This is a genomic window from Maritalea mobilis (assembly GCF_004363175.1).
GTDB classification, from domain to species: Bacteria; Pseudomonadota; Alphaproteobacteria; order Rhizobiales; family Devosiaceae; genus Maritalea; species Maritalea mobilis.
On record NZ_SNYR01000001.1, the window covers coordinates 111,779 to 134,281 of the forward strand.

23 protein-coding genes are annotated in these 22,503 nt (G+C 50.9%); 14 read left to right on the plus strand and 9 right to left on the minus strand.

The window, feature by feature from the left end:
• Nucleotides 1–53: 53 nt before the first annotated feature.
• Nucleotides 54–644, plus strand: a complete 591-nt coding sequence (locus ATL17_RS16835; protein ID WP_166638829.1) for an NADH-quinone oxidoreductase subunit E — start codon at nt 54–56, stop codon at nt 642–644.
• 36 nt (nt 645–680) lie between these two features.
• Here the strand turns inward: ATL17_RS16835 and ATL17_RS00500 are convergent, their stop codons facing one another.
• Nucleotides 681–1,610 (minus strand): alpha/beta fold hydrolase, encoded by a 930-nt coding sequence (locus ATL17_RS00500; protein ID WP_133570831.1) that lies wholly within the window; start codon nt 1,608–1,610, stop codon nt 681–683.
• Between the two features lie 54 nt (nt 1,611–1,664).
• Nucleotides 1,665–3,659 carry a lytic transglycosylase domain-containing protein gene (locus tag ATL17_RS00505; RefSeq protein ID WP_166638830.1) on the minus strand — a complete coding sequence of 665 codons (1,995 nt, stop codon included), beginning with the start codon at nt 3,657–3,659 and terminating at the stop codon, nt 1,665–1,667.
• Nucleotides 3,660–4,016: 357 nt separating this feature from the next.
• Between ATL17_RS00505 and dapA the strand changes: the two genes are divergently transcribed.
• Complete coding sequence (gene dapA / locus ATL17_RS00510) at nt 4,017–4,895, plus strand: 4-hydroxy-tetrahydrodipicolinate synthase (protein ID WP_133570833.1); 879 nt, start codon at nt 4,017–4,019, stop codon at nt 4,893–4,895.
• 3 nt (nt 4,896–4,898) lie between these two features.
• Entirely contained in the window at nt 4,899–5,381 is a 483-nt protein-coding gene (gene smpB / locus ATL17_RS00515; protein WP_133570834.1) for an SsrA-binding protein SmpB, read from the plus strand.
• Nucleotides 5,382–5,387: 6 nt separating this feature from the next.
• On the opposite strand, the gene ATL17_RS00520 is transcribed toward smpB, so the two are convergent.
• Both ATL17_RS00520 and ATL17_RS00525 read right to left on the minus strand, forming a co-directional pair.
• On the minus strand, nt 5,388–6,029 hold the full coding sequence (locus tag ATL17_RS00520) for a uracil-DNA glycosylase (RefSeq protein WP_133570835.1): 642 nt from the start codon (nt 6,027–6,029) through the stop codon (nt 5,388–5,390).
• 42 nt (nt 6,030–6,071) lie between these two features.
• Complete coding sequence (locus tag ATL17_RS00525; RefSeq protein ID WP_133570836.1) at nt 6,072–6,599, minus strand: LabA-like NYN domain-containing protein; 528 nt, start codon at nt 6,597–6,599, stop codon at nt 6,072–6,074.
• A 368-nt stretch (nt 6,600–6,967) separates the two neighbouring features.
• Here ATL17_RS00525 and rpoZ point away from each other — a divergent pair, with 368 nt between their 5' ends.
• The 9 genes from rpoZ to parC all read left to right on the plus strand — a co-directional run bounded on the left by rpoZ (nt 6,968) and on the right by parC (nt 16,147).
• Nucleotides 6,968–7,339 (plus strand): DNA-directed RNA polymerase subunit omega, encoded by a 372-nt coding sequence (rpoZ, locus tag ATL17_RS00530; protein WP_133570837.1) that lies wholly within the window; start codon nt 6,968–6,970, stop codon nt 7,337–7,339.
• Nucleotides 7,340–7,448: 109 nt separating this feature from the next.
• Nucleotides 7,449–9,728, plus strand: a complete 2,280-nt coding sequence (locus ATL17_RS00535; protein ID WP_133570838.1) for a RelA/SpoT family protein — start codon at nt 7,449–7,451, stop codon at nt 9,726–9,728.
• Nucleotides 9,728–10,312, plus strand: coding sequence for an orotate phosphoribosyltransferase (gene pyrE, locus ATL17_RS00540; protein WP_133570839.1), 585 nt, complete (start codon nt 9,728–9,730; stop codon nt 10,310–10,312). Before ATL17_RS00535 ends, pyrE begins: the two co-directional genes overlap by 1 nt.
• 11 nt (nt 10,313–10,323) lie before the next feature.
• The gene (gene acpS, locus ATL17_RS00545; RefSeq protein ID WP_133570840.1) at nt 10,324–10,728 is read left to right on the plus strand and encodes a holo-ACP synthase; all 405 of its coding nucleotides are present in this window, start codon (nt 10,324–10,326) and stop codon (nt 10,726–10,728) included.
• A 22-nt stretch (nt 10,729–10,750) separates the two neighbouring features.
• Nucleotides 10,751–11,530 carry a signal peptidase I gene (lepB, locus tag ATL17_RS00550; protein ID WP_133570841.1) on the plus strand — a complete coding sequence of 260 codons (780 nt, stop codon included), beginning with the start codon at nt 10,751–10,753 and terminating at the stop codon, nt 11,528–11,530.
• On the plus strand, nt 11,527–12,237 hold the full coding sequence (rnc, locus tag ATL17_RS00555; RefSeq protein WP_133570842.1) for a ribonuclease III: 711 nt from the start codon (nt 11,527–11,529) through the stop codon (nt 12,235–12,237). Before lepB ends, rnc begins: the two co-directional genes overlap by 4 nt.
• On the plus strand, nt 12,227–13,132 hold the full coding sequence (era, locus tag ATL17_RS00560) for a GTPase Era (protein ID WP_133570843.1): 906 nt from the start codon (nt 12,227–12,229) through the stop codon (nt 13,130–13,132). Before rnc ends, era begins: the two co-directional genes overlap by 11 nt.
• Nucleotides 13,133–13,139: 7 nt before the next feature.
• On the plus strand, nt 13,140–13,862 hold the full coding sequence (gene recO, locus ATL17_RS00565) for a DNA repair protein RecO (protein ID WP_133570844.1): 723 nt from the start codon (nt 13,140–13,142) through the stop codon (nt 13,860–13,862).
• Nucleotides 13,863–13,900: 38 nt separating this feature from the next.
• A complete protein-coding gene (gene parC / locus ATL17_RS00570) occupies nt 13,901–16,147 on the plus strand; it encodes a DNA topoisomerase IV subunit A (RefSeq protein WP_133570845.1) in 2,247 nt (748 codons plus the stop codon).
• A 36-nt stretch (nt 16,148–16,183) separates the two neighbouring features.
• Here parC and ATL17_RS00575 read toward each other — a convergent pair whose 3' ends face one another.
• The 4 genes from ATL17_RS00575 to ATL17_RS00590 form a co-directional block, all read right to left on the minus strand.
• Entirely contained in the window at nt 16,184–17,185 is a 1,002-nt protein-coding gene (locus ATL17_RS00575; protein WP_133570846.1) for an endonuclease/exonuclease/phosphatase family protein, read from the minus strand.
• Between the two features lie 26 nt (nt 17,186–17,211).
• Nucleotides 17,212–17,952, minus strand: a complete 741-nt coding sequence (locus ATL17_RS00580) for an arginyltransferase (protein WP_133570847.1) — start codon at nt 17,950–17,952, stop codon at nt 17,212–17,214.
• Nucleotides 17,953–17,990: 38 nt separating this feature from the next.
• Nucleotides 17,991–19,820: an SLC13 family permease gene (locus ATL17_RS00585; protein ID WP_246028604.1), complete on the minus strand. Its 1,830-nt coding sequence runs from the start codon at nt 19,818–19,820 to the stop codon at nt 17,991–17,993.
• Nucleotides 19,821–19,899: 79 nt separating this feature from the next.
• Entirely contained in the window at nt 19,900–20,442 is a 543-nt protein-coding gene (locus tag ATL17_RS00590; RefSeq protein WP_133570848.1) for an RDD family protein, read from the minus strand.
• Between the two features lie 130 nt (nt 20,443–20,572).
• On the opposite strand from ATL17_RS00590, the gene ATL17_RS00595 reads away from it, so the two are divergent.
• Nucleotides 20,573–20,827 carry a GlsB/YeaQ/YmgE family stress response membrane protein gene (locus ATL17_RS00595; RefSeq protein ID WP_133570849.1) on the plus strand — a complete coding sequence of 85 codons (255 nt, stop codon included), beginning with the start codon at nt 20,573–20,575 and terminating at the stop codon, nt 20,825–20,827.
• 42 nt (nt 20,828–20,869) lie between these two features.
• On the opposite strand, the gene hemB is transcribed toward ATL17_RS00595, so the two are convergent.
• Nucleotides 20,870–21,886, minus strand: a complete 1,017-nt coding sequence (gene hemB / locus ATL17_RS00600) for a porphobilinogen synthase (RefSeq protein WP_133570850.1) — start codon at nt 21,884–21,886, stop codon at nt 20,870–20,872.
• Between the two features lie 82 nt (nt 21,887–21,968).
• Here hemB and ATL17_RS00605 point away from each other — a divergent pair, with 82 nt between their 5' ends.
• Nucleotides 21,969–22,439: a DUF6163 family protein gene (locus ATL17_RS00605; protein WP_166638831.1), complete on the plus strand. Its 471-nt coding sequence runs from the start codon at nt 21,969–21,971 to the stop codon at nt 22,437–22,439.
• Nucleotides 22,440–22,503 lie beyond the last annotated feature (64 nt).

The window sequence follows — 22,503 nt, forward strand, 5'->3', positions numbered from 1 at the left end:
GGATGGATGAGCGTTTCTGTTGAGCAAAACAAAGAATAGCCGGGGAGAGCAACATGCCACATTTGATTGAGATCGTTTTGCTAATGATGGCCTTCTTTTTGGTGGGCTGTCTGATTGGCTATTATCTGCGTCGCGCGACCATGAGCAACGACACCGCACCCGAGTTGGCACCAAACGTAACGCCGTCTGGCCGTTCAACGGGAAGCGAAACTGCGCCAAACGAAGAAACGCCAGCTGCTGCGCCAAAAACAGCGTCTGCTGAAACTGTGACTGAAAAGCCAAAGCCTGCGCCAAAACCGGCACCGACGGCCAAACCAGCTGACAAAAAGCCCGCTGCTAAGGCGCCTGCAAAGAAAACAGCTGCGCGCAAACCTGCAGCGGCTGCCAAGGCAGCTACTGATGATAAGCCAGAGCTTTTGTCCGCTCCGCGCGATGGCAAAAAAGATGATTTGAAAAACATCAAAGGCATCGGTCCGAAAATCGAGACGATTTTGAACGAGAAGGGCATTTACCATTACGATCAAATCGCTGCTTGGAAGCGCAAAGATGTGAATTGGGTAGATGGTGAGCTTTCATTCAAGGGCCGCATTGATCGTGAAGAATGGGTCAAACAGGCCAAGGCGCTGGCGAAAGCGCAAAAGTAGTTTTCGAGAAAGCCTAAGAACAATTAAACGCGGCGCTCAGCCGCGTTTTTTGTGCCATTTGCAAGTGTGCAGCACAAAATCGGCAATCACGCCCAACTCGTCGGCGCCTTCCAGCAGCGCAGGTGAGCCTTCGCCCATAATCTCATAATTGAGGCAATCAGGGCGTTTCTTACACATCATTTGAAACACTTCTGCTCGAAGTAAATCGGTGTGCTGGGTTCGCAAAAGAAGCAATGGTGTCTTGTTCAAGGCATCAAATAAATGCCAGTTGGCTTGCAAAACATCGTCATTATCAAATGCATTGAGCTGTTCAGCGAGCCGCATATCAAACTGCGGTTCCAAACGGGCCTTGGCTGTTTCCTGATGTGTGCGCGCGCCAATTTGATCAAGAAGACCATCGCCCAAATTGGGATAATCTACCCGCAAAATGCGCCGTAATGAATCGCGCACGGCATTCTTACCTCTGATTTTGCTGAGATAGGCAAGGTTGTTGCGCAAGCGCACAAGGCCGCGTGCATTGATGATTGGCCCTGCGTCACAAAGCACAGCGCCCGAAATTATGCCCGGTTGCAACGCCGCCAACGCCATAATCACCTGGCCACCATGGCCTTGCCCGAGCCAAATCGCACTTTCAATGCCCATGGCGCGGCAAAATTCGGCCATATCTGTTGCATCGTGAAGGGTAGAGTAGGCGCGGTCTTTCCGCTCTCTGCGGGCTTTGCCGCGTCCTATCAGGTCCACCTGAACGATGGGCCAGTTGCGCTTGGCAAAGCTGGAAAAACGTTCCGCAAATGCGTCAAAGTCCGACATATTGCGTTGATAGCCGGCCAAACAGATGATCGGCAGTTTCAGCGGATCATCAAAATCACCCTGCAGTCGATAAGCAATTTGCCGCGCGCCATCTCCACAAGTGAGGTGGCGCACATCGGCATTTTGACTGGATGTAGTGGTCTGCGCTTGGTCCATAAATTGGCTATACCAGCTTTTGGAGCCGGGCAATAGATGTAAGATCGGCCAGAATTAGTCGATCTTCATCAAATAGTTGGCCAAACGCAGACGATTGTCGCCCAGGCGCACACGATAGACCTGATAGTTCGCGAGAACCTTTTGCACATAACCGCGAGTTTCGGTGAACGGGATCAATTCAATCCAATCCACAACGTCGATTTTGCCAGACCGTGGGTCGCCGAACCGCTTGAGCCATTTGTTCACATTGCCAGCACCAGCATTGTAAGCCGCCGCTGCCAAAACCAAAGAACCGTCATAGCGTTCCAACTGCGCTTTCAAATAGGTAGAACCTAACAATGCATTGTAAGACGGGTCACTAGTTAAGCGAGATTTCGAATAGCTTAGGCCTAGTTTTCCGGCAGTCTCTTTCGCGGTGCCCGGCATCAATTGCATCAAGCCCAATGCGCCAGAATGTGACTGCGCTGTGCGGTCAAAGCGGCTCTCTTGCCGGGCAACGGCATAAACCGCCGCAGCGTCGATTGCAGCCAATTGATTGCGCGGCAAGCCATCCTTTGGAAATTCAAACAGATCGAGGTCGACGCCGCGGTTGCTGGAGATGCTCGCCATCAAAATTGCCAGATCATGAGCTTCAATATCTTGAGCCAAACGGGCAGTGAGCAACATCTCGCCAGGCGACTTCACCTGATAGATCAAGCGGCGCAGCAATGGGCGGGCAAAACCATAAGTTTTATTGCCTTCAAACAAGCGGATGGCCTGTACCAATTCGCGCCGATTAAAGCCAGCTTCAGCATCTTGCCATGCTGGCAATGGGGAAAGCTGCAATTGCTGCACATTCAATTTGTGCGAAGCCAATTGACCGTAATAATAATCATCATGTTTGGCGGCGCGTTGATATTTCACGCGTGCATTTTCAATTTGGCCCATCGCTTCATAGGCGCGGCCCCACCAATAGTGAGATTCGCTGACGGATGAGGGCAGGGTCGACAAGGACGCCATTTTCTCAAAATGCTTGGCCGCAGTGGCTGCATCACCGATAAAGCGCAGTGCGATCCAACCCGCATGGAACTGGGCATCAACCACTCGGCCTTCTGGGCCGTTGGTATATCCAGCCGCCGCGAGATAGGCATTTTGCTTATCGCCAACTTCCAAAAGTTCACGCGCCAAATAGCGGCGTTTGTACCACCACAAATGGCTTTCCGGCAGTTCGCCGGCTGCGCGGTTCAAATGCGCCACAGCACCCGCGTTAGAGCCCTTTGCCTGTGCCCATTCAGCATTGGCCCAATGGAACAGATTATGATTGCGGAATTGCGGATCAACGCGATCTAGCAATGTCTGCGAGTTATTATCTTTCCGCGCAACAGCAATGACAGCCCGAAGCAAGCTTTGCTGTGCGGGCGAATATTCATTGAAAATGCGTTCCACCGCACGCGCACGGTCATGCATCAACAATCGGTTGGCGCGAGCCCAATGGTCTGCATTGGTCAATTGGCCTTTATAGCGGGCATAAAGATCTTGCTCCGTACCCGCATCAAGGAAGTTGTTGATCCAAACGTGCTTGATGATGCGGCCAGCGCGGGCGACTTGCCCATCGCGCACATATGCATCGGCCAAAGCGATTTGCGCGTCCACCAAATTCGGCATTTGGCCGCCGAGCAGATCAATAACCTCATTATAAGGCAAATCACGCTTGAGCATGGCTTGCTCTAGACGTGTTTTATAGGTGCTATCGCTGGCAAAATGAGGGGCGTCTGCCTGAAACCGCAAGATGGTCTGATGGTCAATATCATCTTTGCCAAAATAAATGGCTGCCCATTGAACTGCACGACGCTCTACATCGTTGGAAAAACCACGCGCCGCATTATACGCGTCTGCATAATTGCCAGCTTTGAGCGCGCCAATAGCATTTTGAAATGGGCTGCTTCCCTTAGCGCCTTGCATGATCACGCTACCAGCACCACCGATTGAACTGGTGGTGGTCGGATCAATCTGAGCTTGAGCAAATGTAGGCGCGGTGAGCGCTCCAGACATCATGAGTGCAGATCCCATCAGCAGCGCCCGCAAAGATGCCGCGCGGCGAGGGAAAAATTGGCGAAGTGAAAAAGTGCTTTGAGAAAGCATGTGTAAACCTGTCAAATTACGCAATACAATTTTTGACGGCATATTCTTGGGGCTGCCGAACCCACACATGAAGGCTAGCAAATTAAGGTGAATGATTGGTTTAGATTGAATTTTAATCAATTTGTTTTATCCAATCAGCGAAACAGGGCTTGTTGCCATCTTTTCAGCTCATTATGGTGCGCAACTCGGGTCTTTCTGCGTTAAAAGCGCGGAAAAAGTTTGACCTTTTTGCGCCAACATGGTGTCAACATGCCAATGAACGAAAAGAAAAAAGGATGTGAAGGGATGTTTCGCGCCTCAATTACCGCATTGATCACGCCATTTAATAACGGCGAGGTTGATGAAGCCGCGTTTAGACGCTTTATCGACTGGCAGATCAATGAAGGCACGTCTGGATTGGTTCCTGTGGGAACCACTGGTGAATCACCAACCGTTAGCCATGAAGAGCACAAACGGATCATCAAGATATGTGTTGAGGCGGCAGACAAACGGGTGCCCGTGATCGCGGGCGCAGGCTCTAATTCTACGCGCGAAGCCATTGGCTTTGCCGAATTTGCTGAAGAAGCAGGGGCTGACGCAATCCTTTCCGTTTCGCCTTATTACAATAAGCCAAATCAAGAAGGCTTGTTTGCGCATTTCAGCGCGATTGCGAAATCAACCAAATTGCCTGTGATCCTTTACAATATCCCGGGCCGTTCAATCGTAGACATCAATGTTGAAACCATGAAGCGTTTGGTGGATGAGTGCCCGAATATCGTTGGGGTGAAAGATGCAACGGCTGATATGGCGCGGGTGTCGCAACAGCGTCACGTTTTGGGCAAAGAGTTTGTTCAACTTTCTGGTGAAGACATTTCCGCACTTGGTTTCAACGCTCATGGCGGGGTGGGGTGCATCTCTGTAACGTCAAATATTGCCCCGCGGCTTTGCGCTGAAATGCAACAAGCTTCGCTGGACGGCAATTATGAAGCTGCTTTGGCCATTCAAGATCGCTTGGCTCCACTGCATAAGGCATTGTTCTTGGATCCAAGCCCTGTGCCAGTGAAATATGCGGCTGAGCGTCTTGGGTTGTGTAAATCAGATACACGTTTGCCATTGTCGCCGATCACGCCGCAAACCAAGTTGGCGGTAGATGAAGCGCTGATTCATGCAGGATTGATCAATTAATCTATGGCGGCCAAGAAGAAAAATTCATTGAAAAGCACTGGTGTCGTGGCGGAGAACCGCCGCGCCCGCTTTGATTATGAAATTTTGGATACGATGGAAGCTGGCTTGGTGCTGGAAGGCACTGAGGTGAAAAGCCTGCGCAATGGCAAGGCGCAAATTACCGAAAGCTACGCGACGCCAGAAGAGGGCGAGATCTGGTTGATCAATGCCCACATTCCAGAATATTTGCAGGCCAACCGCTTCAACCATGACGAGCGTCGTCGGCGCAAATTGCTGCTGAAAAAACGCGAAATGAGTCGCATCATGGCGGCGGTTGAAAAGCAGGGGCAAACGGTTGTGCCGCTCAAGCTTTACTTTAACGATCGTGGCATCGCAAAGCTGCAGATCGGCATTGCCAAGGGTAAAAAGCAACACGATAAACGCGAGACCGAGCAGAAACGCGATTGGTCACGCCAGAAGAATCGATTGTTGAAAGACTTGGGCTAAGCGATTCTATTCGCTCAATAATTCCCGAACAGTTTTAAAGACATCATCAAACATCTGCGATGTGAGCACGTTGGTGTTCACATTGTAGCGCGAGCAATGATAGCTGGCGATTAGCTTCTGGCCTGTCGGGAGCTCGTATGCCGCACCATGGCCGAAGGCAAAGTCCTTTTTGCGTACATCAAAGCAGGTCAAAAACGAATTATGGGCAATGCCGCCAAGCGTGACGAAAACTTCTACATCGGAGAAATGCTTGAGCGTAGCTAGCAAATAACGGCGGCAATTGTTCACTTCTTGTGCAGTGGGCTTGTTCTGCGGCGGCACGCAACGCACCACATTGATGATGGCGCAATCTACCAGCGCTAAACCATCGTCTGCACTGTTGCCATATTCACCGGCTGCAAAACCGTTTTGAAGCAAAATGTCGAAGAGGAGATCTCCCGCAAAATCGCCGGTGAAGGGGCGTCCAGTACGGTTCGCACCCTTAAGGCCAGGGGCCATGCCCACAATCATGACACGCGGATTGGGCGCGGCCCAATTTGGAACCGGCGCGTTGAAAAAGTGCGGAAACTTTTTTTGATTATCCTTGCGGAAAGACTTTAGCCGCGGGCACTTGCTACAATTTGGAGCAGGGTCAAAAGCGACCAAAATCTAACCTCAAGTCATCATTACATTGCAAAAAGGGCGTGACGATTAAGCGTCACGACCCACAGATTTTGCAAGATCTGCAATATCCATAAAATAGTCAGCCTGCCGCCGAAGATCGTCCGAAATCATCGGGGTGGAGGTTGCTTTTGTGGATACAACAGTCACTTTCTTGCCCTTGCGCTGCAATGCCGCAACAAGCGCAGTGAAATCGCCATCACCGGAAAATAGAACCAGGTGGTCGTAATTATCGGCCATATCTAGCGCATCAATGGTAATCTCAATATCCATATTACCTTTGATTTTGCGCCGACCTTGATGGTCCGTATATTCTTTCGCTGGCTTTGTAATAACAGTGTAACCGTTATAGTCTAGCCAATCGATAAGGGGGCGGATCGAGGAATATTCCTGATCTTCCACCAGAGCCGTATAATAATAGGCGCGTAATAAATAGGCCTGACTTTGGAATTCTGAGAGCATACGCCGATAGTCCAATTCGGCGCCCAATGCCTTAGCAGTGGCATAAAGGTTTGCTCCATCCATAATCAGGATAACCTTTTCGCGAGGATCAAACATTAAACAATAGCCTTACTTTGCTTATCAGGCGAATATTACCTGTATTCGTTTGATAAAACATTACTGGAGCCTGAACTCAATAAAAAGGCGCAAAGCTCGCGGCAATTAAATGCGAACAAACACCTCCCAATGGAGATCAGACCGTTGGTCTTTAAGCACAATGCCATATGAATGCTAAGCACCGCACACGGCAAAAAGGCCACCCTTGTCCAAGAGGTGACCTCAGTACTTAACGTAGTCATAAATCATATTTGGTGAATATGTCGATTCAATTATATGAAACAATGTTAATTCATTTATTGGGTTGTAAATTTTAACAGCTTGGTGTAGATCAGCCCACTGATTACCCAAAATTGCGGAGATTTGCTTTGGCGCGCGTTACCGTTGAAGATTGCATTGAAAAAATCCCTAACCGTTTTGAGCTGGTTTTGCTGTCTGCACACCGTGCTCGGCTTATTTCGTCAGGGGCTCCAATCACTGTTGATCGCGACAATGACAAAAACCCTGTTGTGGCTTTGCGCGAAATCGGCGATGGCACAATCTCACCAGGCGATCTTAAAGAAGATCTGATCCACTCACTACAAAAATATGTTGAAGTGGATGAGCCTGAGGCCGAAACAGCGCCGATGATCGAAAGCCAAGGTGGCGACGATGAGGGCATGGTGTTTGACACAATGAGTGAAGAAGACCTTCTGCGCGGCATTGAAGGCCTTTCCCCACCAGACCGTCGGGACGATTAATCTTGCATCTTTCACTGAGCTGCATGATAATGGAAGGGCGCCTTGATCGGCGCCTTTTTTGTGATTCTTACCATGGTTTATACCGACCAACGGAGCTGAATTTCCGACCATGATGCGCCAATATGAACTTGTTGAGCTGGTGCAGGCTTATAATCCAAATGCGGATGAAGCCCTGCTCAACAAAGCCTATGTCTACGCCATGCAAAAACATGGTAGCCAGCGCCGCGCATCAGGCGATCCTTATTTTGCCCACCCGTTGGAAGTGGCCGCTATTCTCACCAAATTGCATTTGGATGATGCCACCATTGCCGTGGCTCTGCTGCACGATACCATTGAAGATACGGACGCGACCCGCGCTGAAATTGACCAGGTTTTCGGCCAGGAAATCGGCGCGATTGTGGACGGGCTCACCAAAATTGATCGGCTAAACCTTGGCTCGCGCGAAGAGGCGCAGGCCGAGAACTTGCGCAAGCTGCTGCTGGCAATTGCGGAAGATGTGCGGGTGCTATTGGTGAAACTGGCTGACCGCTTGCACAATATGCGCACGCTGGAATTTGTGCCGGAGCATAAGAAACGCCGTATCGCGCAAGAAACAATGGAAATTTACGCCCCATTGGCTGGACGCATGGGTATGCAGGATATGCGGTCTGAGCTGGAGGACTTATCCTTCCAAACGCTGCATCCTGAGCAATATCAAGTCATCCGCAACCATTTGGACGCTTACGCGAAAGACAATCGGGCAGTCGTGGATGAAATCCGCATGGAGCTGGCGCAACGCTTTGTGGATGCCGGGATCATTGCCGATGTGACCTCACGGCTGAAAGCACCATTTTCCGTGTTTAAAAAGATGGAGCGCAAATCCATCAGCCTCGAACAATTATCCGACATTATCGGGTTCCGCGTTATCGTGGATAGTGTTGACCTTTGCTACAAAACGCTTGGTGTGGTGCACCAAACTTGGTCTGTGGTGCCGGGTCGATTTAAAGATTACATCTCTACACCCAAGCAGAATGACTATCGCTCTATCCACACCACCATTGTTGGGCCTGAACGTGAGCGGGTGGAACTGCAAATTCGCACCAGCGAAATGAATTCTATCGCCGAAATGGGCATCGCTGCGCACGCGCTCTATAAAGACGAAATTTCTGGCGATATGAAACGGCTGGAGCATGAAAGCCGAGCCTATGCGTGGTTGCGCAACACCATTAAGCACCTGACCGAAGGCGAGAACCCACAGGAATTTTTGGAGCATACCAAACTTGAACTGTTCCAAGATCAGGTCTTTTGCTTTACCCCGCGCGGTCGCCTGATTGCATTGCCACGGGGCGCAACGCCAATTGACTTTGCCTTTGCTGTGCACACAGACATCGGCAATAGCTGCGTCAGTTGTCGCATCAATGGCACCGCCATGCCGCTAACAACAAAGTTGCGCAATGGCGATGAAGTGCAGATCGACCGTGACGAGAATCATCGGCCGCCGCCAAACTGGGAAAATATCGCTGTTACCGGCAAGGCGAGGGCGGCGATCCGCCGTTCACTTCGACTTGCAGCGCAAGAACGGGCTGAGCGGTTGGGTAAGCAAATTTATGATGCCCTGTTGGAGCGTGAGGCGTTCTCAGTCAATCGCAAAGAGCAAGATGAATTGCTGAAGCGGCTGAAAATGCGTAGCATCCGCAGCCTTTATGTCGCGCTAGGTGAGGCACAGCTTTCTGGCGAAGATCTGGTGCATGAGCTGGATGAGTTGAAGGGCTATGAGCGGACGCGGAAGCGCAAGCCGCTTGGCTTGCCTGTTGGCGCAAGCAAGGATGGCTGGTTCTCACTGGCTCAAGGCGAAAACTTCAAATTCCGTATTCCCGGCGGTCAAACGGTGGACGCAGACATTTTGGGTGGTGCCCATCTCGAATTTGGCACGCCAGTAAAAGTGTCAGCTGAAGGTGTGCTGCCCGGTGATCGCATGGTCGGGATTTTGCCAGAGAATGGCATTTTGACCATCTATCCCATTGGGTCAGAAGCATTGCTTGAATATCAAGACAAAGATGCACTCTGGGTTGACGTGCTGTGGGATTTGGACGCGGAGCGGCATCAAAACTTCCCCGTTGTGATGGTGGTGCAATCAGTCAATAAACCCGGCATATTGGGGCAGATCTCATCTTCCATCGCGTCTTGCGATGCGAACATTGTGAACCTGTTTTTCCGCACCGTTCGGTCTGACTTTTCTGATATGTTGTTCTGCATCGAAGTGCAGGATATCGCCCAGTTTAATGATGTAACAACAACCCTGAAGCGCATTGTGGGGATATCCAATGTGCGCCGCGCAACATGCGAAGAGGGCGAGTTGATCGATAATTTGACACAGCAATATAAACAGCTTGAGACAAAGGTGAACTGATGAACCAGCAAGAAGTGCTCGATATTTTCCGCTCCTGTAACGCTCTTTTGGAAGGGCATTTCATTTTGTCATCTGGCTTGCGCTCACCTGTGTTTTTGCAAAAAGCAAAAGTGTTTATGCATGCGGATAAATCCGAAATCTTGTGCAAAGCCTTGGCTGAAAAAATCCGCGCAGAAGGTTATGGCGATGTGTCTCAAATCGTTTCTCCAGCTGTTGGCGGCATTATCCCCGGATATGAAACATCGCGTCACCTAGGCGTGCCGGCCATTTTCACAGAGCGGGTGAATGGCGAGTTTGAGCTGCGCCGCGGTTTCCATGTTGAAAAGGGCGAAAAAGTGATTGTGGTGGAGGACATTGTGTCCACTGGCCTTTCCATCCGCGAATGTGTCAAATGCTTGCAAGATTTGGGCGCCGATGTTGTGGCTGCCGCTTGCTTGGTAGACCGTTCTGACGGCGAGGCGGATGTGGGCGTGCCGTTGGTGGCGCTAACTGGCTACAAAGTGCCAGCTTATGCAGCGGACCAATTGCCGCCAGAATTGGAAAATATACCTGCAATCAAACCAGGTAGCCGCGGACTGCAATAGGGGGCAAAGATTTGATCATCGGGATTGGCAACGATATTTGCGAAATTGAACGGGTCGAAAAAACGCTAGAGCGTTTTGGCGATCGGTTCGTGCAACGTTGCTTCACCGAGATTGAACAAAAGAAATCTGACCGCAGGGCACAACGCGCCGCAAGCTATGCCAAACGTTTCGCCGCGAAAGAAGCCTGCGCCAAAGCACTTGGCACAGGCATGTCGCACGCGGTCTATTGGCGCGATATTGGCGTGGTGAACTTGCCCTCAGGTAAGCCGACGCTGGAACTGACCAATGGCGCGCAAAAAGCATTGGAAAGGCTTGTGCCTAGCGGCTACACACCCTATCTGCATTTAACAATCACAGATGATAATGGTATGGCTCAAGCCATCGTTATCATCGAGGCAGAGCCGACGCGCGCCTAAACTTAGAAGCAAAGCGAAATTTATGTCTGATCCGGAAATCAAATCCTCAAAGCAAAAAGCCAAGGCAGATGCGCCTAAAAATGAGGTCTGGGAAACCATTGTTGTTCTTGTGCAGGCACTGATCATCGCCTTGGTGATCCGCAGCTTCTTGTGGCAGCCATTTTCAATTCCCACCGCGTCGCTGCAATCAAACCTGTTGATCGGTGATTATATTTTGGCGTCAAAATATACCTATGGCTATTCAAGCTATTCGTTCCCGTTCAAAGCTGTGCCGATCAATGGCCGCATTTTTGGCCGCACGCCTGAGCGTGGTGAAATCGCTGTGTTCGAGCCTGTGCCGCAAAAAGATGCCTATATTAAGCGTGTGATCGGGTTGCCGGGCGATGAAATTCAAATGAAAAATGGTGTGCTGCACATCAATGGTGAACCCGTGCAAAAAGAACGCACTGGCACTGCAATTGATACGGACAGCAATGGCATTTCAGTTGAGGTGATCACCTATAAAGAAACCTTGCCGAATGGCGTGAGCTACACTGTGCAGGAGATTTCTGACACGGGCGCATTTGACAATACCGCTGTTTATAAAGTGCCCGCAGATCATTATTTCATGATGGGCGATAACCGTGACCGTTCACTGGATTCACGTTCGCTGTCAGCCGTGGGCTATGTGCCGTTTGCCAACTTTATCGGCAAAGCTGACGTACGTTATTTCTCCATCAAGGATAATCTAAACCCATGGGCGGTTTGGAACTGGCCGGGCAATGTGCGCTGGGATCGTATGTTTGAGTCTATCTATCAATGACCCAGATTTCGCCCAAAATCCAAAAACTGACAGAACGGCTCAATTATCAGTTCAACGATACTGAATTATTGATCCGGGCGCTCACACATTCCAGTGCGATCGCGCCATCTAACCGGACACGCCAATCCTATCAGCGGTTGGAGTTTTTGGGTGACCGTGTGTTGGGCCTTGTGGTGGCTGAATATTTGCATCTGCACCACAAAAGCGCCAATGAGGGTGAATTGTCGCGCGCGTTGAACGCTGTCGTGCGCAAAGAGAGCTGTGCAGCTGTAGCGCGGCAACTGAACGTGCCTGCTGCACTGGCTTTGGGCCAATCAGAAGCCCGCACAGGCGGCGCGCAAAAAGAAGCAATTTTGGGCGATGTCTGCGAAGCCATTATTGGTGCCATCTATCTCGATGGCGGACTAACACCAGCCAAAACCTTTATTGAGCGCGAATTTGCGAGCTTCTTCAAATCTTCCATGAGTGGGCGCGGGGACGCGAAAACCACGCTGCAAGAATGGGCGCAATCGCGCAGCTTGGCGCTGCCGCAATATCAAGAATTGTCACGGGAAGGGCCAGACCATGCGCCCGTTTTCACCATTGCCGTGAAGCTGGAAAATCACGAACCAGCACAAGCCGTTGGCAAATCCAAAAAAATAGCAGAACATGAAGCCGCGACCGCCTTTTTGGTGCGCGAAGGCATTTGGGAACAAGATGACGAATAATATCGAAACAAAATGCGGCTTTGTGGCGCTCGTGGGCGCGCCGAACGCAGGCAAATCAACATTGCTGAACGCGTTGGTGGGCACCAAAGTTTCCATCGTAACGCACAAGGCACAAACCACCCGCACACAGGTGCGTGGCGTGGTGACCCTTGATCAAAGCCAAATGATCTTTGTGGACACCCCGGGTATTTTTAAGCCCAAGCGCCGCTTGGACCGCGCCATGGTGCATTCCGCATGGTCTGGCGCTGCAGATGCAGACGTGCTTGCGCTGATCATTGATTGTAAAAAAGGCTTGAATGATCAAATTGAAGAGCTGATCGAAGGCCTGAGCGACTATAAGCAGCCAAAAGTGTTGATCCTCAACAAAATTGATCAGGTTGAGCGCAGCACCTTGCTGGCCTTGTCGCAAAAGCTGAACGAAAAGTTGAATTTTGACCAAACCTTTATGGTGTCGGCCCTTAAAGGCGATGGCGTGAAGGACTTTGTTGATTATTGCGCCGAAGCAATGCCAGTTGAACCTTGGCACTTCCCAGAAGATCATTTGACGGATTTGACCTTGGCGCTGACAGCTGCCGAAGTGACACGCGAAAAACTGTTTCTGCGTATTCACGAAGAAATTCCATATGCAGCGACTGTCGAAACAGAACAGTTTAAAACGCAAAAAGATGGGTCATACCGCATCCAGCAAGTAGTTTATGTGTCGCGCGATGGTCACAAGAAGATTGTGTTGGGCAAAAATGGCCAAACCATCAAAAAGATTGGCGAAGAATCGCGCAAGGAATTGAGCGAAATCTTCGAAACCAAAGTTCACCTCTTCCTGTTCGTGAAAGTGCGCGAAAAATGGGCAGACGACCCATCGCGATATCGCGAAATGGGCCTTGAGTTCCCACAATAGGCACAAAATGGAATGGCAGGCTGAAGGTTTAATCATCGGCACCCGTAGGCACGGGGAGAATGCTGTGATCATTGAAACCATGACAGCCGAACATGGCCGCCATTTGGGACTGGTGAAGGGTGGTCGCTCGCGCAAATATGCGGCATTGCTGCAACCTGGCAACTCGGTCCAACTTGTGTGGCGTGCGCGATTGGCCGACCATTTGGGCATGTTCACCGTCGAAGCCGTGAAATTGCGCGCAGCCAGCCTGATGGAAAGCCGCCAGCGCTTGGCGCTCAGCCAATTGCTTTGCGAGCATATGCGGCTATTGCCTGAACGTGATCCACATCCGCGGCTATATGCTGAAGCCTTAGCTATGCACGACAATGATGCGGACGGTGAAACCTTGGCACGCGCCTTGGCTAAATTTGAAATGAGGCTATTGAACGAGCTTGGTTTCGGCATTGATGTTTCTGCCTGCGCGATTACGGGGGAAGAAGAGGGGCTTTGCTATGTGTCGCCCCGCACTGGTCGCGCAGTGACCAAAGAAGCTGGCGAAGACTATAAGGATAAGCTGTTTGCCCTGCCGGAAATGCTTGGTGGCAGCCTGAAAATGGGCCCGGCCGAAGCCATTGACGCTGCTTTTCGGCTCACGGGACACTTTTTACACCTACATATTTGGTCTCCACGGCAATTATCCCCACCTTCTATGCGTCAGGCCCTCATCGAAGGCTTGGTAAAGGCGCTATAATCAAAGTGATTCGGAACGACTAAACCAAAGGGATCCCCATGGGAGATCAAACGCCTGTTGATGGCGGCGGCGAGCTGCCAACAATCGATTTGCGCGGCGCGCTTGAAGAACGCTATTTGAGCTATGCGCTTTCCACCATTACCCAGCGGGCCTTGCCCGACGTGCGCGACGGCTTGAAGCCAGTACATCGGCGCATTCTGCACGCCATGCGCTTGCTGAAGCTCGATCCCGGCCAAGGATACAAAAAGTCTGCCCGTGTGGTTGGTGATGTGATCGGTAAATTCCACCCCCACGGCGACCAGGCTGTTTATGACGCATTGGTGCGCTTAGCACAGGATTTTGCCGTGCGTTATCCGCTGGCGGATGGGCAAGGCAACTTCGGCAATATCGATGGCGATAGTGCAGCGGCCATGCGTTACACAGAGGCGCGCCTGACCAGTGTAGCCGCACGACTTTTGGAAGGCATCACCGAAGATGCCGTCGATTTCCGTGAAACCTATGATGGGGAAGATGAAGAACCCATCGTTTTGCCGTCCAACTTCCCGAATCTGTTGGCCAACGGTTCTTCAGGCATTGCCGTGGGCATGGCCACATCCATCCCGCCGCACAATGTTGCTGAATTGTGCGATGCAGCGCTGCATTTGATCAAAACACCAAATGCACGCACTGAAACACTTGTGAATTATGTGCAAGGCCCGGATTTCCCAACTGGCGGCATTTTGGTGGATGATCGCGAAACCATCATCCAAGCCTATGAAACGGGCCGAGGCGGTTTCCGCTGTCGTGCGCGTTGGGAAACGGAAGATCAGGGCCGGGGCGGCTATCAGATCGTTGTGACCGAAATTCCCTATCAGGTACAAAAATCTCGCTTGGTGGAAAAAATCGCAGATTTGCTGCTGGCGAAAAAGCTGCCGCTTTTGCGCGATGTGCGAGACGAATCTGACGAAAATATCCGTTTGGTGTTGGAGCCGAAAAGCCGCACAGTTGATCCTGTGCTGTTGATGGAATCCTTGTTTAAGCTCACCGATTTGGAGAGCCGGATTTCGCTTAACATGAACGTTTTGGCCCACGGCACAGTGCCCAAAGTGATGGGGTTGGGCGAGGCGCTGCTTTCTTGGTTGGAACACCGTAAGGAAGTTTTAGTTCGTCGATCTAACTATCGCTTGGGGCAAATCGAGCACCGCCTGAACGTGCTTGGCGGCTATTTAATCGCCTATCTCAATATTGATGAGGTCATTCACATCATCCGGGAAGAGGATGATGCCAAAGCGGCTTTGATGAAGCGGTTTGAATTGAATGAAGTGCAGGCCGAAGCCATTTTGAACATGCGCTTGCGGGCGTTGCGCAAACTGGAAGAGTTTGAAATTCGCAAAGAGTTCGACAAGCTAAGCGAAGAAAAAGCTGGGCTGGTTGAATTGTTGGGCTCCACTGATAAACAATGGGAAGTTGTTGCGGATCAGGTGCGGGAGATCAAAAAAGAATTCGGCAAAGACACAAAAATGGGTGCACGACGCACCACATTTGAAAATGCGCCGGAAGCCAATTTGGACGACATTCAAACCGCAATGATTGAGCGCGAGCCAATCACAGTAATCTTGTCAGAAAAAGGCTGGATCAGAGCGCTTAAAGGTCACACAACGGATTTGAGCTCAGTGACCTTTAAAACAGGCGATAAGCTGAAATTGTGGGCACATGCGCAAACCACCGATAAATTGCTGATGCTGTCCACCAATGGCCGAATCTACACCATCTTGGGCGATAAATTGCCCGGTGGTCGCGGTCATGGTGAGCCTGTGCGTATCTTGGTGGATATGGACGAAGGCACGGATATTGTTGATCTGGTTGTGTATAAAGCTGGCGCCAAGCGTTTGATTGCATCTGATTTGGGCAATGGCTTTATCGTGCCAGAAGATGGGCTGATCGCGAACACCCGCAAAGGCAAGCAGGTGCTCAATGTTTCCGGCAAAGTCGAAGCAAAAATCTTTGCGCCGATTGAAGGCGATATGGTCGCTGTGATCGGGCAAAACCGCAAGTTGCTGGTGTTCCCGCTGGATCAGTTGCCCGAAATGGGCCGTGGCAAAGGCGTGCGCTTGCAACGCTATAAAGATGGCGGCGTGTCAGACGTGAAAACCTTCAATAGAGAAGAGGGGCTCAGTTGGACCGACAGTTCAGGCCGCACTTACAAGCGTGAATCTGATGAGCTGATGGAATGGCATGGCGAACGGGCCCATGCGGGTCGTCAGCCGCCTCCAGGCTTCCCACGGAACAATAAGTTCAAGGGTTAGTGATTGAAAATCCCCGTGCATTGCGCGGGGATTTTTTTAATTCTCAGTTTGAATGATGAAGTCTGTATAAAGCGGGTAATGGTCCGAACCACCGCTTGGCCCTTTGCGGGCAGGCGTTGCAACCACGCCGCCGCGCCTCATTAATTGATCCAACTGCAACCATGCGGGCATCGGAACAGGATAGGTTGGTGGCGCAGGCCAAGTGGGTATGCCCTTCGCAACCCGCTCAAGCGAGGCACGTTCAATCAAACCTTTCAAGGAATAAGAATAGGGCGTCGAGTTAAAATCGCCCGCCACCAACATTGGTCCCTGAACCTGCTGAAGCGCCGCCACAAAAACGTCTACCTGCTCGCGCTGCCGTTCAATCGGCACCGGCCAATCAAAATGGGTGGTAACCACGCTAAAGCTTTCATGGGTTTCCGTTGCGGGAAACTTCACTGAAATGATGGAGGTCCGTTGGTTCGCTGCCAAGCTGTCCAAGCAATCATTGCCCGGCTGTGGGGCAAATGGAATTTTCGCATAGAGCGCCACAAAGGACCTGCGCCCGCCTTGGCAATGCAAAGTATATGGGTAGGTTTCGGTCAAGCGTTCTTCAAGCCCGGCGCGGTGCCAGCGCCAAAACTCTTGAAACACCACAATATCTGGGTCGACTTCGAGCACACTTAGCGCCAGCGCGTTCAAATCATCATTTTTTGCATAGATGTTGAACGTCATTAGCCGAAGGCTTTTTTCGGTATCGATCTGAGGTGTTTCTTGCCGCACACCAGCAAGAAATTCTGGCAAAACCACTGAAGTTGCCGCCAAAAAACCAGTCGCGCTGATGGCGATGATAAAGCCGCGAACAGGTTGGCGACGAAGCAACAATGGTGACAGCAGCAAGCAGCCCAAGCTGCCGATCAACCAGATAGGTTGCAAATGATTGAAAATATCAAATGGCCAAAAAGCGAATCCCAAAAAGCCGACAATGGCGGACAAAGCAAAAAAGCCCGCCGCAGCAGAAAAGCCAAAAATAATCAGGCTAGTCAGCGCTTTGCCCATAGAATCCTCATCATTTATCGGGAAGATTAGTCTTCCAGCGGCACCCAGCGGTCAGCATCGGTCAACACTTCCAGCGGAGTATATTCTGCTTTATATGCCATTTTGGGCGAGTTTTTGACCCAATATCCCAAATAAAGATGCGGCAAACCTGCAGCTTTGGCGCGACTAATCTGATCAAGAATCATGTAAGCGCCCAAACTGCGTTTATTGGCTTCAGGATCAAAGAAACTGTAGACCATGGAAAGGCCATCAGGCAGCACATCTACCAAGGCAACCGCCAGCAACGAATTGATTTGATCTGCGTCCAAAGATCGCTTGCGATATTCCACAACAATGGTGTGCACCGGTGTATCTTCGATCATATATTCGTAGTCGAAGGCTGACATATCCGACATGCCGCCGCCCGCATGGCGCGCATTGAGATATTTGCGGAACAGCCGATATTGCTCACGCGTGGCAGCGGGGAACACATCCTGCGAGCTTAAGTCAGCATTTTTGCGCAAAATGCGCCGCTGTCGCGCGTTCGGATCAAATTCGTCCACAATAACCCGTGCACTTTGACAAGCTGTGCATCCTTGGCAGGCAGGTTTATAGACAATGTTTTGGCTGCGCCGAAATCCATGAAGTGACAATAAATCATGCACTTCCGCAGCGCGACGACCACCCAAATGGGTGAACACTTTGCGCTCTGTCCGGTTTGGAAGATAGGGGCAGGGGCTGTCCGTGGTCAGATAGAACTGAAGTTCAGCGGTGCGATGTTCTGTCATCGTCCGGACCTTGTTTTGTTTGTGTGTCGAAATTTAGTCTAAACGCCATAATAGATTGGCGCAACAATACTGAACACCAACCAAACAATCACGATAAGCGGAATGCCTGCGATGAAGAAATGCTTGAACCGATAGTGGCCGGGCCCCATGACCAACAAGTTGGTTTGATAGCCAATCGGGGTCGCAAAACTCGCATTCGCGCCCAAAATCACCGCAATGACAAATGGCAACGGATCAATGCCGAACGCTTGCGCCGTGGAAATGGCAATCGGGGTGAACAGCACCGCTGTTGCATTGTTAGACAAGAAGTTGGTGAGCACCGCCACAATCAAGAAGATCAGCGACATCACCATCGCCGGGCTGACATTGGAAAGGGCCATAGCCGTCCAATCCGCGATCATGGTGGCACCGCCTGTGGTTTCCAGCGCGGTGGACATGGCAATGGCCGACCCCACCAGCAAGAAAATACGCCGATCAATCGCACGCGTGGCTTGCCGCACATTTAAGCAGCCGCCAGCCAACATGCCGAATGCACCCGCGATGGCAGCAAACACGATGGGCACCATGCCTGTGGCAATGGCGGCAACCGTTGCGGCGAAAATAAGCTGTGCGCGTGAGGCAAAACGGTGCGGGCGCACTTCGGAGGCGCTCCATTCGATCACCACCACATCTTGCTGCCCGCGCAAATTGTTGATGGCGCTTGAGCGACCAGCAATCAACAACACATCACCCGCATCTAAGCGGATTTCAGAAAGGCTTTCGCGCGGCATGCGGCTGCGGCGCTCAATGCCCAAAATCAAACAGCCATGCTGAGAAAGGAAACCGCGCTGATCAATGCCGTTGTTGATCAAACGAGAGCCGGGGGGCACCAATGCTTCACACAAAACAATGCCATGGTCCGTTGGGCCGTCCTGATCTTCAGAAATGCGTGGATTGTCGAACGCACGCCATTCTTTTAGCGCGTCGGTCAACTGATCGCGCGTTGCGGCCAAAATCAACACGTCGCCCGTGCGCAGTGTCAAATCTTCGAACGGCGGCACATAGCGCTCATATCCCCGCATCACCGCACGCACGGTCATTTTGGTGAATTTAGGAAACATGCCCGCCACGGTTTTTTCGCCGATTAGCGGGTGCCCTTCATAAAGGCGAATTTCGGTGATGAATTGCAGATTGCGGGCCTGAACTTCCTGTCCCTTTTCGTTCATCCGGCTGGGCAGGATGCGCGGCATCAAAAAGATAACATAAAGCGCACCAATGCCCGCCATAATCGTGCCCGGCACGGTGAAGGCAAAGAAATCAATGGTGACGCCATAGCCTAGTGCAATGCCGGCTGCCAGCAAGTTGGTGGACGAGCCAATCAATGTGGTCATGCCACCAAGGATTGAAATAAAGCTGAGCGGCATCATGATCTTAGGCGTTGCCAACTTTCGGCGGGCCGCCACAGCGGTCAAAAGCGGAATAAACATCACCACAACAGGTGTATTGTTGATTACCGCGCTCGAAATGCCTGCAATCAGCAAGATAATTGGGATAACGCGAGAAGGGTGACGCGGCCAAAGTCGCTCAAATGCCTTGGTGATTCCACCCAGCGCATCTGTTTGGAAAAGCGCTTGCCCGATCACCAACAACGCAATGATGGTCAACAAAGCGGGATTGGCAAATCCGGAAAGCAAACTTTCAGTTGTGAGATTGGTCTCAGGTGCCAACAGGCCAATGGCCATCAGCAGCACCAAAACCCCAAGCGAAACAATTTCTAGGCTAACCAGTTCAGTGGCAAATAGCACAATGGCCGCGAGAATCACGGCAATGGTCAACCACATGGCCACAGGCATCGAAAGCATGCCCGCTTGGAGAATAGTGTCTATCATAGTGGCGCATTTTGCCGCTAAATCACTGCGCCACCAAGTCTTATTTCTTTAAATTAAGAACTTTCTTCAATAAAAATTCCTACCGGCCAACATCAACCCAAGGGGCTTCGTAATTTTCATATTCGCTATGCCAAAAACGATCCATGGGTGAACGGCGCACCATTAATGTGCCTACCACCAAATCATGCACCAATTGGCGGCGCGCGGTGAACAGCCCGGCCAACAAGATAAAAGGTGTAAACAAGGTGATGCTGACCCAGCCCACAATCGGGTGAAGAATGGCCAACCAACCCTCCAGCGGGGTTGCGCGGGTCGGAGTAAGCACAATGTCCATCATCTGCATGCCCAAAGTTGCCCGCACTGGTGTGCCCAAGGTGAGCGCATAATAGCCGATCCAAACGCCCGGCACCAAAATGAAATACCCCAGCCAAGCAATGCCAAGGGTCAACACCCCAAGAATGCCCAACAAAACAGAAGCGATGACGATCAAAATCGTCACAACAATCAAATCAATGACAAAAGCCAAAATACGGCGCAGCAATACACCGTCAAAAAGCTCTGGCGCTGAATGTGGGTCTGGCAAATCGTCTCGCACAAACCAACCAAATGAATTCTTTCCCATAATAAGGTCTCCACAGTCCCGTTCATTTTAAGATGGCAACAAATAGATGAATTACAAGGGGAACTTATAGTAAGGCTCGACAGTTTCTTTTAGGACTGACAAACTGATCTTGTTAACAAGGAGGGAATTTATGGATATTGGAAGCTTGTTGATTTTGCTCCTCATCGGGGCGGTTGCGGGTTGGCTTGCAGGTCTAATCGTAAAAGGATTCGGCTTCGGGCTCATTGGCAACATTGTTGTGGGCATTTTGGGTGCGGTGATCGCTGGCTATTTATTGCCAATGGTCGGCATCGCGATTGGTGGGGGCATCATCGCCTCGATCATAAATGCCACAATTGGCGCGGTGATCTTACTGTTCGTCATCAGCCTCATCAAAAAGGCATAAATAAAAATGGCGGGGACTTCCCCGCCATTTTATTATTCTCATTTAGCCACGAATCTTCTTCGCTGCATCCAGAGCGAAATAGGTGAGGATGCCAGAACAGCCAGCGCGCTTAAACGCGATTAGGCTTTCCATCATTGCACCATCCCGGTCCAAGGCACCCGCCGCCGCCGCAAATTCGATTTGCGCATATTCACCGGACACTTGGTAAGCAAACACAGGCACTTCAAACCGATCTTTCACCTCCCGCACAATATCGAGATATGCCATGCCTGGCTTGACCATCACCCAGTCTGCGGCTTCCAGCAAATCTTGCTCAACTTCGCGCAGGGCTTCTTCGCGGTTGAACGGTTCAAGCTGATAAGTCTTTTTGTCGCCTTTCAAGCGGGCACCTGAACCCACCGCATCGCGGAATGGGCCATAAAAGGCAGAGGCAAACTTGGCGGCATAAGAGAGGAGAATGACATTTTCATACCCTTCTGCATCCAATGCTTCGCGCAATGCGCCGATGCGCCCGTCCATCATATCTGATGGCGCAATAATATCGGCACCGGCAGCAGCCTGATTAAGCGCCTGTTTGATCAATACCGCCACGCTTTCGTCGTTGAGAATTATTTCGCCATCCATCAACCCGTCATGCCCATGGCTTGTGTAAGGATCTAGCGCCACATCGGCGATCAGACCGATATCTGGCACCGCCTTTTTAATGGCACGCAGTGCCTGACACATCAAATTGTCCGGATTATAGCTTTCACGACCATCCTCGGTGCGCCGATCATTTTGCGTGCAGGGGAATAATGCCAATGCGGGAATGCCAAGGTCGCGGGCTTCTTTTGCCACTTCAATGGCCAAATCAATGCTCAACCGCTCAACACCGGGCATAGTGGCGATTTTTTCGCGCTGATTTTCACCTTCTAATATAAAGAGCGGCAAGATCAGGTCGCGACTGGTCAAATCTGTTTCTTGCACCATGGCGCGGCTCCAGCCGGTTTGCCGGGTGCGACGCATGCGTTTACCCGCTAGAAAATCCAAATCGGCTCGTTCACGTGTGGATTGTGTCATAGTGACTCCTTCGCCCGTTATATCGACAAGTGTTCAGTCAAAGCATAAATTGAACTCAGCTTCTATATGGCATGACGCACAAATGCCGATAAAAAATGCGGCACCTTGCCACGGCGTGTGCCAAAGGTTATGGCACTGGAAGGCTGAAGGGGGAAGTGATTTGGCATTTTCTGACAAACCATATTCATTTGTGGCGCGAATATTGGCGCTTTTGGCAATGGCGCATGGCCTAATCGCTATTTTTTACAATTTTGGCGCCACCCGAGATGTAAATGTTCCTGCCGAGGCGTTAGGAAATATTGCGTTCGCCATTATCATTTTATGCGCATTGTTGCGATTGCTGGCGGCTGTTGGTTTATGGAGTCTAACCGCCTGGGGCGGTGTTTTACTAATTATTGCCAATATTACCGAGCTGATTGGCGCTTTTTGGTCCCCCAAAATTCTCTCATTTTCGCCTGTGGAAATCGGCTTCAGAATCCTTGTTTTACTGGCGATTTCGGCACTTTTGATATGGGCAAATTGGGCGCATAAAAAGCGTGGTCACTATTTGTAAGGGTTTCTAATTCGTAACCTAAGGTAAGAAGTTAGAAAGCTAAAAATCCTAATTTTATCAGTAA